Consider the following 14402-nt stretch of genomic DNA (forward strand, 5'->3'; position numbering starts at 1 on the left):
TGCCGTTATAAAGCGGGGCCAGGCGCAACGAATGGGCGATTATCAGCCGGTGCGACAGCGGTGGTGTTCATGTTGGCATGTCCGATCTGGCCGTCTCGTACGCGCGCATGGCTACAGTGGCACGAGACCCAGTGCTTTCGTGGAGTCCAAAACGATGAATTAGGAGCAACTCGGCGAAAATGTCGGACTCTTGCGGTCCCTGGCTCGTTTGCAGCCCTGCGGATACCTCCGTTTCCAGCCTATCACGTCCACGTTATCACCACGAGCTTGAAATGGCAGGAATCGGAACGGCGCGATCCAGGCCGATGGTTAGCAAGATCCCTGTTTCACTAAAGCCGGATGCGAGGCAGGAACCCGCTGCCCACGGCGCAGATTCCTGTCGCCTGAGCGACCCTTGGCTCACGCTTGCGCTTCCTTGGTCATGCCTGCATCCGCAAACCCGTCGATGTACGGACGTGCCGTCCAGGCCCGCGCCACCCGTGCGCCCTTGTTGTTATTTCACCAAAATGTTTCGTCAGGGTAGCATCACGTCCTGATACAATCCCGTGTTCCACTCGAGCGTAACGAAGCCCAGGTTGTCCGGCGGCCGCATCCGCTGCCGCGAGCGCGACCTGCGTGCCCACCTTCGCTCGGTGACAATAAGCCCATATCACCGCCCACATCGTCAAGAATCGATTCGACCCGCCATGCACAATTTTCGTCGAGCAGTCTGTATTGCAGCCAGCGTTTTCGCATTGCCCGCCTCTGCCCAGGGTACCGACCCCGACGATATCGCCAGCCTGAGCCTGGAAGCCCTGTCCAACGTGCGCGTCACCTCGGTATCGCGCCGTTCGGAATCGGTGGCCGATGCGGCCGCATCGATCTTCGTCATTTCCGGCGACAGCATCCGGCGGTCGGGCGCCGCGACCATCCCGGAGGCGCTGCAGCTCGCGCCCAACCTGCAGGTCGCGCGGGTCGACGCCCGCAATTACGCGGTGACGGCGCGCGGGTTCAACAGCGCTTTTGAAAACAAGCTGCTGGTCCTGATCGATGGCCGCAGCGTTTACACGCCCTTGTTCTCGGGCGTGTTCTGGGATGCCCAGGACGTCGTGATGGAAGACGTCGAGCGCATCGAAGTCATCAGCGGTCCGGGCGCAACCATGTGGGGCGCGAATGCCGTCAATGGCGTCATCAACATCATCACCAAGGCCGCCGGCGCCACCCAGGGAACGCAGGTCAGCGCCAGTGCCGACCGCGACCTGGTCAGCGGTTCGGTGCGTTACGGCGGTGCGCTGGCCGGCGGGATGCGCTACCGGATGTACCTGAAATCCTCCAGCCACGACGACATCGAACGCGAAAACGGCCTCGCCAACCTGACCGGATGGAAGCGTTCGCAGGCCGGCTTCCGCGCCGACTGGGGGCAGGGCGCCGATACGGCGACCGTCCAGGGCGACGCCTATGCCGGCGCCCTGCACCAGCAAGGCACGCGCGACATCAAGATCTCCGGCGCCAACCTCCTTGGACGCAAGGCGGTGCGCCTGGAAGGCGGCTCCGAGCTGACGGCGCAGGCCTACTGGGACTTCACCGAGCGCAACCAGCCCGGCGCCTTCATCGAGCACCTCAATACGCTCGACATCCAGCTGCAAAGTTCGACCACGCTGGCCGAGCGCCACCGCATCGTCTGGGGCGCGGGTTACCGCATGGCCTTCGACCGGCTCGACAACGGCGTCGGCTTCGCTTTCCTGCCGGGCGACCTGAACCTGCATTGGGGGAATACCTTCGTGCAGGACGAAATCGACCTCACCGACACCCTGCGCCTGATTGCCGGCGCCAAGCTGGAACATAATAATTACACCGGCCTCGAATTCCTGCCGACCCTGCGCCTGGCATGGAAGCCGACCGGCAGCAGCCTGACCTGGGCCTCGGCTTCGCGCACGGTGCGCGCGCCCTCGCGCATCGACCGCGACTTCTACAGCCCGTCCAATCCGCCGATCGTCGGCGGCGTGCCGCGCTATGCGCTGGCCGGCGGACCCGACTTCCAGTCCGAAGTGGCGAACGTGTTGGAGCTCGGCTACCGCATCCAGGTGACTCCGGCGCTGTCGTATTCCGTCACCGCCTTTGCCAGCGACTATGACCACCTGCGCACGCTCGAGCCGAATCCGCGCGGAACCGGATCGGTGTTCGGCAACCTGGCCGGCGGCCGCACCCGCGGTATCGAGATGTGGTCGACCTGGGACGCCACCGAAACGCTGCGCCTGTCGGCCGGCCTGGTAGCCCAGCAGGTCCGTACCGCGTCCGAACCGGAAAGCCGCGACCGCAGTGCGGCGACCGGCCTCGCCACGAGCGACCCGAGCAATTTCTGGAAGCTGCGCGCTTCCTGGGATGTCGCCCGCGGCCAGACGCTCGACCTGCTGCTGCGCCACTACGGCAAGCTCGATTCCCCGGCGGTGCCTGCCTACACGGCGCTCGACGCGAACTACACCTGGCGCGTGTCGCCCGGCCTCGACGTCTCGGTCAGCGGCCGCAACCTGTTCGACGCGGACCACCCGGAATTCGGCGGCGGTGTGAACCGCAGCGTGTACGAACGCGCGATCGGCGTGAACCTGGTGTGGCGTCTCTAAACATGGCGCACGCATGCCGCAAGTTGCTGGCGCGACTGGTTTGCGTCCGCTGGTCGATCCTGTTCGTGTTCGCGGCGCTGGTTGGACACGACGCGGCGGCACAGACGGGCGCCCCGACCGAGTCCGTCGTCAAGGCCGCCTACCTGTCCAAGGTCGGTAACTACATCGAGTGGCCGGCGCGCGCGGGCCCGCCGCCCGGCGCACGCACGGTCATCGGCATCGTCGGCGCCGACGACGTCGCCGGCAGCCTGGCGCGGATGTCCGCCGTGCGCGACCCGGTCAAGGGCACGCTGGCCGTGCGCCGCCTGCGCAACGGCGACGCGCTCGACGACATTAATATCCTCTACGTCGGCGACGGCTATGTCGGCCGGGCCGCGGCCATGATCGAGCAGGCGACGGCGCGCTCGATCCTGGTGGTCACCGAGTCGGACGACGCGCTGGCGCACGGCAGCGTCATTAATTTCCGGGTTGTGGACGAGCGCATCCGCTTCGATATTTCGATGGAATCCGCAGAAAAAGCCGGGCTGCGCGTCAGCTCGCAGTTGCTGGCGCTGGCCGCGACGGTCATCAGGGAAAAACGTAAATAATGTTCAGTTCGATCCGCCGGTCCATCTCCCGCAAATTCATGTTCGCCGTCATGGCGACGACCTTCAGCGCGGTGTTCGTTTCGGGCCTGGCCAACCTGGCCTACGACCTCGAGGACTTCCGCACCGGCGTCCTCGAGGAGCTGGCATCGCAGGCCGACATCCTGGCGCAGGTGAGCATCGCCGCGCTCGAGTTCGAGGACAAGCCGAGCGCGGAGGCCACCCTGGGCCGCCTGCAGGTGCGCCCCAGCGTGCAGGCGGCCGCCATCTACCGCGCCGACGGCAGTGTGTTCGTCACTTACGTCACGCCGGACGGCTCGCAGGCGCTTTCGGCGCCGAGCCGGCCGAGCGCGCAGGGCCATATCATCGACGGCAACGTCATCCACATCTTCCGTCCGATCCGCCGCGGCGGCGAAAAGCTGGGCACGATCTACCTGCGCTCGGCCTATCCGCTCAGTGCGCGGATCGAACGCGGCATCAACATGTTCTGCGCCGCGCTGGCGCTCAGCCTGGTCGTGGCGGCGCTGGTTGCGGCCTGGCTGCAGTCGGCCGTTACCCGGCCGCTCAAGGCGATGACGGCCGCCGTGCGCGAGCTGATTGCGCAGCGCGACTTCTCCAAGCGCGTGAACAAAAGTACCGACGACGAAACCGGCATGCTGGTCGATGCCTTCAACACCATGCTGTCGGAGATCGGCCAGCACGCGGCCCGGCTCGAGGACAGCAACGTCTCGCTCACCCATGAGGTCGAGGAACGCGCCAGGGTCGAACGCGCCCTGAGCGAATTGAACCAGTCGCTCGAGGAGCGCATCGCGGCGCGCTCGCTGGAACTGCAAAGGGCCAACGAGCAGCTGCACCAGGCGCAGAAGATGGAGGCGATCGGCCAGCTGACCGGCGGCGTTGCGCACGACTTCAACAACGTCCTGCAGGTCGTCGCCGGCAACCTGCAACTGCTCGGCATGACCTTGCCCGACAACGCGGACGCCCAGCGCCGCCTGGCGACGGCCCGCTTTGCGACCGAACGCGGCGCGAAACTGTCGTCGCAGCTGCTCGCATTTGCACGGCGCCAGCCCTTGCAGCCGGCGCCGACCGACCTCGGTCGCGTGCTGCGCGAGATGGACGACATGCTGCGCCGCGCGCTCGGCGAAAACATCGAAATCGAGACGGTCGTGACCGGCGGCCTGTGGAACACGATGGTCGACCCGAACCAGCTCGAGAACGTGATCCTGAACCTGGCCATCAACGCGCGCGACGCCATGAAGGGCGACGGCAAGCTGACGCTGGAACTCGGCAACGCGATGCTCGACGATCATTACGCCGCCAACGAACTGGAGCTGGCGGCCGGCCAGTACGTGCTGCTGGCGATCTCGGACACCGGCTGCGGCATGCCGCCGGACGTGCTGACGCGCGCCTTCGAACCCTTCTTCACCACCAAGCGCGAAGGCGAGGGCACCGGCCTTGGCCTCAGCATGGCCTTCGGCTTCGTCAAGCAGAGCAGCGGCCATATCAAGATCTACAGCGAAGTCGGGTCCGGTACGACGATCAAGATCTACCTGCCGCGTTCGCACAGCGTGGAAGCGCCGGCCTTCGACATGACGGCGGGCGAAGTGGTGGGCGGCACCGAAACGGTGCTGGTGGTCGAGGATGACCTGGCCGTGCAGGCCACCGCGGTCGACATGCTGACCCAGCTGGGCTACCGCGTGCTGCGCGCCGACAATGGCGACGCCGCGGCCATCGTGCTGGGCCAGCACGGGCGGATCGACATGCTGTTCACCGACGTCGTCATGCCCGGCACGATGCGCGGCCCGGCGCTGGCGCAGCTGGCGCAGTCGCTGCATCCGGGGATTTCGGTGCTGTACACCTCGGGTTACACGCGCAACGCCATCGTCCACGGCGGCAGGCTCGATCCGGGCGTCGAACTGATCAGCAAACCTTACCGCGGCGAGGATTTGGCGCGCAAGATCCGCCACGTGTTCGCCAATACCCGCCAGGCGGAGCGCATGCGCATCGACAGCGTGCGTGTCCTTGAACAGGAACCGGAGGCCGGCACCGGCCTGCGTTTGCTGGTGGTCGAGGACGATCCGGACAACCGCAATTTGCTGCAGGAAGTGCTGGGCATGCTGGGGCACCAGGTGACGGCGGCCGGTTCCGGCGAAGAAGGTCTGGAGGCATTCCGGCCTGGTTTGTTCGACGCCCTGGTCACGGACCTGAACCTGCCCGGGATGTCGGGCCTGGAACTGGCTGCGGCGGTGCTCGCCGCGCAGCCGGGACTGAAGATCGTGATTGCATCGGGCGTCGGGCCAACAGGCGGGCAGGGGGGGCATCCGTATGCGAACCTGACCAAGCCGTACCGGGTGGACGAGCTGGAGGCGATTTTGCAGGGGGCGGTTGCGACCGTTTAGGCGGGCGGGTGGCGCCGGCAAGCACTCCTTGCGTCAGTTCACAGTGCCGACCGGGTGGCCGCGCCCCGCATTGACGCGAACAGTTCGACTTCGCCCCGTCCCGCCTACAGAATTGCTGTGCGCCATTGAAATAAACCGCACAGTGCTGTAAGGCTGGGACTATAGTCGTTTGATGAAATCCCGTGAAAACCATGAAATCGCTAAATTGATCAACGCATCGATCAATATTCTGCGAGCGCAAGGAATGTACGCGGCGACACGCATGCTGAGCGAAGCAGGCGTGACCATCGAGACGGCTTGCCGGGTGTTGCGGCAGCCCGCCCACCGCCGCCTCCACGACAACTGCGTAATACACTTGATCGTCAGCTAGCCACCTGCAAGATTTACCCGGGGTACGCGATGCTGCGCTGCGGGTATAGCACGCGGCCTTCCCCATCCTCCCAGGACGATCTACGGTCCAGTGAGCGCAGCAAGGGCGCGCATTGACTGGTCCGGGTGCGGATGAGTCAGACGAACGCGGCGCTCTCCTTCGTCGCCACACTTGTTCGTTGACTAGAGCGCTCATTCGGCGCATCGTGCGCTTCTCAGGAGGATGCATGGTGAGTCCGACGCACAAGCACAACAACAAAAAGGCCGAGCCAAGCCCGGCGTCCAGTTCCGAGAAAGCCGCGCTGCAACGCGCCCTGCTTCAGGAAACGTCCGCTGGTCTGCACGAGCGCTTACAGCGCGAAAATACAGCGTCTCGGGCAAATGCCTTGTTGGGGCAGCGCGGTGACAAGTAAGCATTGGCGCAGCCCAATTTGCGCCTCCGGGCATGCCAATCATTCACTTCAGCACTGAAGCGACAGCGCTGGCGTCAGCTGATCGCATTGACGTGAAACATCGCTTGCGCAGTGTCCCTATCGCGCCCATGATGAAGTACTTCACCGCACACGTCGCTTTCTCTGCCTGGCGTTATCGGGTACCCAGTATCGATGCTGGCGTTTATTTTTTCGGGACAGTCGACCATGAAAGCGAAGTCGAATGACATAGCGCTGTCACTCCTTGGCGCGCCCTACGAAGCGCTTGACGAAAAAACCAAACGTGTTGCGCAGCATGTCGCGGAGCGAAAACATATCGCGAAGGACATGTCGAAGGAAACTGCGGCAAGCTCCACGTTCGGGCAACGCGCCGCCGATGCGGTAGCGCGCTTTGGCGGCTCATGGATATTCATCGGCTTGTTTGCGGCAACGCTGGTCGCCTGGGTCGGATTGAATTCGTTTTTCCTCGTCCGCTACGGCGATGTATTCGACAGTTATCCCTATATCCTGCTTAATCTTGTCCTGTCGATGCTCGCGGCAATTCAGGCGCCCATTATCTTGATGTCGCAGAACCGGCAGGCGCAAAAAGACAGGCTCGTGGCGGAGCATGACTATGAAGTCAACCTGAAAGCCGAGCTTGAAATAATGCTTCTGCACGAAAAGATCGATCTGTTGAGAGAGGGTCAGTGGGCCAGCTTGTTGGAACTTCAACAAGAACAGATCCGGCTTCTGGAGAGATTGGTCGTCAAGGAAGCGTCGGGCTGATACGGCCCGGTGCGGCGGTGTAGCCAGGGCCGCGGTCGATTACGGCCGCAGGGGCTCGACACTCCCCGAACGCAACTCCATAGAGGCCGACCATGCGCACCATGAAAGCAGCGGTATTTCTCCGTCCGGGGAAAATCGAACTGTCACAAAAACCCATACCAACAGCGGGTCCGGGCCAGGCGCTGGTGAAGATCAGCACCACGACAATCTGTGGGACAGACATCCATATACTGACCGGCGATTATCCAGTGAAGGCGGGGCTGACCATCGGCCATGAGCCCGTCGGCGTCATTGCCGGACTCGGTGCCGGCGTCACGGGCTATGCCGTGGGCCAGCGCGTGGTGGTGGGCGCGATCACGCCGTGCGGGCAATGCAGTCCCTGCCTGGATGGGCATCAAGCGCAATGCGGGGGCAAAGCGGCAGGGGGATGGCGGTTTGGGAATACGATCGATGGAGCGCAAGCAGAATACCTGCTGGTACCCGATGCGATGGCCAATCTCGAGGTCATTCCTGACGGGCTGACCGACGAACAGGTGCTGATGTGCCCGGACATCATGAGTACCGGTTTTGGCGGCGCGGAAAGCGGCGGGATCCGCATCGGCGATACCGTCGTGGTCTTCGCACAGGGCCCACTCGGCTTATGCGCAACCGCCGGCGCCAAACTCAGGGGCGCGAGCCTGATCATCACGGTCGATGGCGTGGAAGCGCGCCTGGCAGTGTCGAGAAGGCTGGGCGCCGATGTGATCATCGATTACACCAAAGTCGATCCGCTCGCGGAGATCATGCGCCTGACCGGCGGGCGCGGTGTCGATGTCGCCATCGAAGCGCTCGGTACGCAACAGACCTTCGAAAGCTGCCTGCGTGCCCTCGAGCCTGGTGGCACCCTTTCCAGCCTCGGGGTCTATTTCCGGAAAATTGACATTGCCGCTCGACGCCTTCGCCGCCGGCCTGGGGGACCATCGTATCGTCACGACCCTGTGTCCTGGTGGGAAAGAGCGGATGCGCCGCCTGATGAACGTGGTGGCCTCCGGCCGGGTTGACCTCGCACCGATGGTCACCCATCGCTTTACGCTGGACCAGATCGAGCAGGCCTACGACCTGTTCGCCAACCAGCGCGATGGGGTATTGAAAGTCGCGATCACGATGTAAGGCGGCGCGCTGGTCCGGCGCAGGAAAGTCACCCATAAAGGCGGTCATGAGCGTACGAAATCTCGAACACCTTTTTGCCCCGCGATCGGTCGCGGTCATCGGGGCGTCGGACAAGCCGCACAGCGTCGGCGCGACCGTGTTGCGCAACCTGCTCGACGGTGGCTACAAGGGGGAGATTTATCCTGTCAACCCGAAGCATGACACGCTGGCCGGCCGCAAGACCTATCCGAACGTCACGATGCTGGCCGCGGCGCCAGACCTGGCCGTGATCTGCACGCCGCCTGCGACGGTCCCGGGCATTATTGCCGAACTCGGGCGGTGCGGAACGCGCGCCGCTATCGTACTGACGGCGGGCCTCGGCGCACTGCACGATGCATCGGGACGTACGCTCAAGCAGGCCGCGCTCGATGCAGCAAAGCCTTGTTTGATGCGCTTGCTCGGCCCGAACTGCGTGGGTTTGCTCGTCCCCGGCATTGGCCTGAACGCCAGCTTCGCCCATACCGGTGCGCTGCCAGGCAGGATCGCCTTCGTATCGCAGTCCGGTGCGCTGGTGACGGGCGTGCTGGATTGGGCCAAGGCGCGGGGCATCGGTTTTTCGACATTCATTTCCTTGGGCGACAGCGCCGATGTCGATGTTGGCGACGTGCTCGATTATCTCGCCAGCGATGCCGACACCGGCGCCATCCTGGTCTACATGGAAGACCTGAAGCACGCCCGCAAGTTCATGTCGGCAGCCCGCGCCGCGGCGCGCAGCAAACCGACCCTGGTACTCAAATCCGGGCGTGCGCCGGAAGGAGCAAAGGCGGCGGCCTCGCATACCGGCGCGCTGGCGGGCTCGGACGATGTGTACGATGCGGCGATCAGGCGCGCCGGCATGCTGCGTGTGCTGTCGACGGAGGATTTGTTCGATGCGGTCGAAACCCTGGCGCGTGCGCATCCGCTCCGCGGCGAACGCCTTGCCATCCTGACCAACGGTGGCGGCCCCGGAGTGATGGCGACGGATGAGCTGATCTGCAGCGGCGGCAGCCTGGCGTCATTGTCAGAGGGCACGCTGGCCCGGCTCGACGAACTTCTGCCCGCCACATGGTCGCACGCGAATCCGGTGGACATCATTGGTGACGCACCGGCGAGGCGCTATGTCGACGCACTCCAGGTACTGTTGCAGGACACCGGTTCGGATGCGATCCTCTTCATCCACGCGCCAACGGCGATTGTCTCCAGCGTCGAGATCGCCAACGCGCTGGTCCCGCTGCTGCGGGACGCGTCGCGCAATGTCCTGGCGTGTTGGCTGGGCGGGGACGCCGTCGCCGAGGCGCGGGCCATGTTTGCGCAGGCAGGCATCCCGACCTTCGGCACCCCGGAGGAGGCAGTGCATGCCTTCCTGCAGATCGTCCATTACCGGCGCAACCAGGATTTACTGATGCAAGTGCCGTCCTCGGTGCCGGGCGATTTTATTGCCGACCGCGGAAGGGCACAGGCGGTAATCGGCGGCGCGCTGGCGGCCGGACGGCAGATGTTGTCCGAGCCGGAAGCAAAGCAGGTACTGGCCGCCTATGGTATCCCGGTGGTGGAAACCCGGATCGCCCCTACTGTGGAAGAAGCCGTGCTGAGCGCGCAGGCAATCGGGTTCCCGGTCGCGGTCAAGATCCTGTCGCCGGACATCAGCCACAAATCGGACGTCGGCGGCGTCGTACTCGACCTGGAAGCACCGGCGGCGGTGCAGGCCGCGGCGCAGGCCATGCATGAGCGGCTGTCCCGGTTGCAGCCGGAGGCACGGCTGCAAGGCTTCTCGGTCCAGGCGATGGCGCGGCGCCCGCAGGCGAACGAACTGATCGTTGGCGTGACGACGGACCCGGTGTTCGGCCCGGTGATCCTGTTCGGGCAGGGGGGCATCGCCGTGGAGGTCACGGATGACCACGCAGTCGGCCTGCCTCCCCTGAACATGGTGCTGGCGCGCGACATGGTGTCGCGTACGCGGGTGTCCAAACTGCTGGCGGGATATCGCAACCGGCCCCCGGCCGATCTCGACGCGGTCTGCCGGACCCTGATCCAGGTCGCGCAACTGGTTACCGACCTACCCGAAATCGCCGAACTCGATATCAATCCGCTGCTGGCCGACAGCGCGGGGGTGATTGCGCTCGACGCGCGCATGCGCGTTGCGGCCTCAAGGGAGGGGGAGGGAAGCGATCCATTGCTGCGGCTCGCCATTCGCCCTTATCCGCAGGAGTTGGAAGAGATGATCGAGTGGAATGGGAAGACCGTGATGTTGCGGCCGATCAGGCCCGAAGACGGCGCCGCCCACCTCGCGTTTTTCAACGCACTCACACCGGAGGATGTGCGTTACCGCATGTTCATCCGGGTGCGGGAATTGCAGCCATCGCAGTTGGCCCGCTTCACGCAGATCGATTACGACCGCGAGATGGCCTTTATCGCGACCTGCCCGGGGCCCGACGGCGTGCCGGAAACGCTGGGTGTGGCGCGTGTCGTTGCCGACCCCGACAACGTAAAGGCCGAGTTCGCTGTCACCGTCCGTTCGGACCTGAAAAGGCAGGGACTCGGGCTGATACTGATGAACAAGCTGATCGCCTACTGCCGGAACCGGGGAACCGGCGAGATCGTCGGCGAAACCTCGCCGCAGAATGCACCGCTACTCAGGCTGGCACGCACAATCGGATTTGAAGTCTGGCCGATGGCGGACGGCGACACTGTACAGCTTCGCCTCGTGCTCTCCGCGTCGGCGTCCTGAGTACATCCGGCGGGCTTCTAACGTTGACTGATTTCGGCCGGAGCTGACGCTACTGCCAGCGGACAATGGAAGGTAACGGCGACCGGGTCGCTTGCCGGAAAGGTGCATGCAAGCGCATCGTCGAGCGCCTGCTCGTCCGCATTCGCGTCATTCGGTATCTGGTCCACCAGAACGAACAGGGTACGCATGGATCCTCCAACAACCATGGACGATGCGCCCGTTTTCGATCCGCGTCAACGTACCGCATGTATTGAATCGGTGGCACTGTATCGCTGCGGCCGCCGTGGCACCGACCGAGTGGTATTCCGCTAATGCCTCGGCCTGCCGCTTCTCGGTTACCCCCGCATCCACAAACCCAGCGGTGTCGGCATCGCAACGCTCGTCGGGAATTCTTACAAAGAGGGACTGGCAGATATTTCTGCCGCGTCTAAGGCCTTGAAAATCTTCGACATTTCCCTTTGAACTTGCCCCGGTACGGAATTTGCATCTCTGATGTAGAGAGGCGGGCCTCGCCCCATAGGGAGATGATCTTGGAAAATCCAAATGCAGAAACTCGTTCGGTGCAATCGAACACACGACGGACTCCACAACATACTTTTCCGCTGTTTGGTCTGGCGATCGTCCTGGCCAGTGCCGTGGCGGCATACGGTGCCCTCTACTATTATTTTATGTCCGCAAATTAGCGGACACGGGCCAGATTTACGCGCGGAATAGATCGATCGTAGCGGGACACCCGACCTTGCCCCGACAGTACACTGCCATATCGCGTGTTCCCCTTATCGATCTGTTTGCGCCGGTGACCAAACTGTCCAAGGTAACGATCATTGCCTTGGCGCCACCTCAACCGTGCGCCAGGACGCGTCAACCTGCACTACCATGATTCCGGGAGATACGACGTTTAGCTGAGGGTACCGGTTTCGACGCGAGCCAGGTAAGGAAGCTGATTGTAGTTCCTCTGTTGCTCTGCGCACGCCCTGGTCTTCGAGGCAGGCAGCGTGGCCTTACCCCAGAGGTACAGTGGACGGCAGTTCGACTGAAAGACGAATCATGTTAATGAACGAGTTATCGCGGGCCCTCGGCACAGTCAGTGATGACCCCGCAATACACCTGTCGCACGGTGCACTTTCCTATGTTCGAAAAAACTATCCGTTGACCAAGACTGTATATAGGGCACAGGCCATCCGTCGTTTTGCAGGCGTAAGCGCAGCGCGCGCTTTTTTAATCTGCATGGGTGTCGAGGCTGCACTGACGGAACGTGTTGTCTCGTCAGCGTTTTCCGAACTTCGACGTTAGTTCCTCAAGTTCCGCCTCCGGCCTCAGCCTTCCGCTTCCTCAATCACGCCCGCATCCACAAACCCATCGATCTCGCCGTCGCTGTAGCCATACTCGCGCAGCAGCTCGCGCGAATGCTCGCCCAGCATCGGCGCCGGCCGGTCGATGCGCGTCGGACTCTTCGAAAAGTGGATAGGGCAGCCGAGCGCCCTGGTGGCGCCGGCCTGCGGATGCTCCAGGTCCACCACCATCCCGCGCGCCAGCGTTTGCGGGTGCGTCAGCGCCTCGCCGATCGTGTGCACCGGTCCCACCGGCACACCCGCTTCGTCGAAAACGGCGATCCACTCGGCCCTGCTGCGGGTGGCCACGATCTCGCTCATCATCGATACCAGCGCCTCGCGGTTTTCCATGCGCTCCGTATTGGTCCTGAAGCGCGGATCCTCGCGCCACCCTGGCTGGCCCAGCGCCACCGCGATCCGTTCCCAGTTGCCCTGGTTGGCGCCGCCGATGTTGATCCAGCCGTCGCTGGCCTTGAAGGCCTGGTAGGGGGCGGTCAGCAGATGGGCGGAGCCGGTCGGGCCGGACGATTCGCCCGTCGCAAAATAGATGGCTGCCTGCCAGTAGGTCTGCTGCAGGGCCGCCTCGATCAGGGAGGTGTCGACCACCTGCCCCTCGCCGGTCTTGAGTTTGTGGACGTAGGCTGCCGTGATGCCGGCCATGGCGAGGATGCCCGCGTTGGTGTCGGCGATCGAGTTGCCGGTCTTGACGGGCGGTCCGCCCGGCTCGCCGGTGACCGACATCAGGCCGGAAAATCCTTGTGCGATCAGGTCGAAGCCGGGCTTGTCGGCGTCCGGGCCATCGCGGCCGTAGCCGGAGACGGCGCAGTAGATCAGCCCCGGGTTCACTTTACTCAGCACGTCGTAGCCGAGGCCCAGCTTTTCGAGCGTGCCGCGGCGGTAGTTTTCGGTCAGGACGTCGGCCTCCTTGACCATGCGCAGCAGGATGTCGCGGCCCTGGGCGAGCTTCAGGTTGAGGGCGATGCCGCGTTTGTTCCGGTTCAGGATCATGAAGGGCGCGGAGACGCCATTCACGCGCGGCTCGCGGTAGGCGCGCGCATCGTCGCCGCCCGGCAGCTTCTCGACCTTGATGACGTCGGCGCCCATATCGGCCAGCATCATGCCGCAGGTCGGTCCCGCCATGATCTGCGCCAGTTCGAGGACGCGCATGCCGGCCAGGGGGCCGGTGTGTTTTGGCTTGCTCATCATCGGCTTGGTCATTACGTTCCGCTCCACTGGGGGCGCTGTTTGTCGAGGAAAGCATTCACGCCGATCTTGAAGTCCGCGCTGCCGTAGGCGGCGCGGATCAGGTCTTCGCCGTCGGGCAGGCCGGCATTGGTCAGGCGCCGGATCGCTTCCTTCGACACCCGCATCGTCAGCGGCGCGTGACCGGCGAGGCGCTTGCACATGCTGGCGACTTCCGCCTCCAGCGCGTCGGGTTCCGCCACCTTCGTGACGAAACCACAGGCCTGGGCCTCGGCCGCGCTGATGGTCTCGGCCAGCAGCAGGAGACGCTTGGCCGTCGGTACGCCGACTGCGGCGACCAGCCGCGCCGTGTTCGCCATCGACAGGCAGTTGCCCAGCGTGCGGGCGATCGGCACGCCGAAGGATGCGCCTGGCGTGGCGATCCGGAAGTCGCAGGCGGCGCTGAGCGCCAGGCCGCCGCCGATCGCCCAGCCTTCGACGATGGCGATGGTCGGCATCGGCAGGCTCTCGACCTGGCCGACGCGTTCGTCGATGGCCTGTTCGTAGGCGATACCGTCTTCCCCATCCTTGAAAGCGCTGAACTGTTCGATGTCGGTGCCGGCCACGAAGGCTTCGCCGCCGGCGCCGCGGATCGTCGTCACCCGGATCGACGGGTCGGCCGCGATGCGGGTGCAGATCGCGCCCAGTTCTTCATACATCGCCCAGGTCATTGCGTTGCGTGCCTGCGGGCGGTCGATCAGGATGGCGGCCACGCCGTCCTCGATCGTCAGGTGTACTTTGCCAGTCTGTTCGCTCATGCTGTCCTTTGGTAGGGTGGGCGCCCCG

The 14402-nt window shown here is 64.2% G+C and carries 9 protein-coding genes and 1 pseudogene; 7 read left to right on the forward strand and 3 right to left on the reverse strand.

The features are described from left to right. The first annotated feature begins 734 nt into the window (after positions 1–734). The 7 genes and pseudogenes from AC1MEM_RS15365 to AC1MEM_RS15395 all read left to right on the forward strand — a co-directional run bounded on the left by AC1MEM_RS15365 (position 735) and on the right by AC1MEM_RS15395 (position 11043). Complete coding sequence (locus tag AC1MEM_RS15365; protein ID WP_499471840.1) at positions 735–2600, forward strand: TOL_0244 family TonB-dependent receptor; 1866 nt, start codon at positions 735–737, stop codon at positions 2598–2600. Positions 2601–2602: 2 nt separating this feature from the next. Further along, positions 2603–3187: a TOL_0243 family YfiR-like periplasmic protein gene (locus tag AC1MEM_RS15370; RefSeq protein WP_499471842.1), complete on the forward strand. Its 585-nt coding sequence runs from the start codon at positions 2603–2605 to the stop codon at positions 3185–3187. After that, positions 3187–5583, forward strand: coding sequence for a sensor histidine kinase, YfiR-like protein-associated (locus AC1MEM_RS15375; RefSeq protein WP_499471844.1), 2397 nt, complete (start codon positions 3187–3189; stop codon positions 5581–5583). The genes AC1MEM_RS15370 and AC1MEM_RS15375 overlap by 1 nt, the downstream gene beginning before the upstream one ends. A 172-nt stretch (positions 5584–5755) precedes the next feature. Further along, a complete protein-coding gene (locus AC1MEM_RS15380; RefSeq protein WP_499471846.1) occupies positions 5756–5953 on the forward strand; it encodes a hypothetical protein in 198 nt (65 codons plus the stop codon). A gap of 637 nt (positions 5954–6590) precedes the next feature. After that, complete coding sequence (locus AC1MEM_RS15385; protein WP_499471847.1) at positions 6591–7148, forward strand: DUF1003 domain-containing protein; 558 nt, start codon at positions 6591–6593, stop codon at positions 7146–7148. Between the two features lie 92 nt (positions 7149–7240). Further along, positions 7241–8297: pseudogene (locus AC1MEM_RS15390) on the forward strand (NAD(P)-dependent alcohol dehydrogenase). A gap of 46 nt (positions 8298–8343) precedes the next feature. Then, positions 8344–11043, forward strand: coding sequence for a bifunctional acetate--CoA ligase family protein/GNAT family N-acetyltransferase (locus tag AC1MEM_RS15395; protein WP_499471849.1), 2700 nt, complete (start codon positions 8344–8346; stop codon positions 11041–11043). Positions 11044–11060: 17 nt separating this feature from the next. Here the strand turns inward: AC1MEM_RS15395 and AC1MEM_RS15400 are convergent, their stop codons facing one another. From AC1MEM_RS15400 to AC1MEM_RS15410, 3 genes are all read right to left on the reverse strand, one after another. Next, positions 11061–11231, reverse strand: coding sequence for a hypothetical protein (locus AC1MEM_RS15400; protein WP_499471851.1), 171 nt, complete (start codon positions 11229–11231; stop codon positions 11061–11063). A 1128-nt stretch (positions 11232–12359) separates the two neighbouring features. After that, positions 12360–13592: a CaiB/BaiF CoA transferase family protein gene (locus AC1MEM_RS15405; protein WP_499471853.1), complete on the reverse strand. Its 1233-nt coding sequence runs from the start codon at positions 13590–13592 to the stop codon at positions 12360–12362. After that, complete coding sequence (locus tag AC1MEM_RS15410; protein ID WP_499471855.1) at positions 13592–14374, reverse strand: enoyl-CoA hydratase/isomerase family protein; 783 nt, start codon at positions 14372–14374, stop codon at positions 13592–13594. The genes AC1MEM_RS15405 and AC1MEM_RS15410 overlap by 1 nt, the downstream gene beginning before the upstream one ends. Positions 14375–14402 lie beyond the last annotated feature (28 nt).

Source organism: Telluria sp. AIW5 (assembly GCF_056680575.1).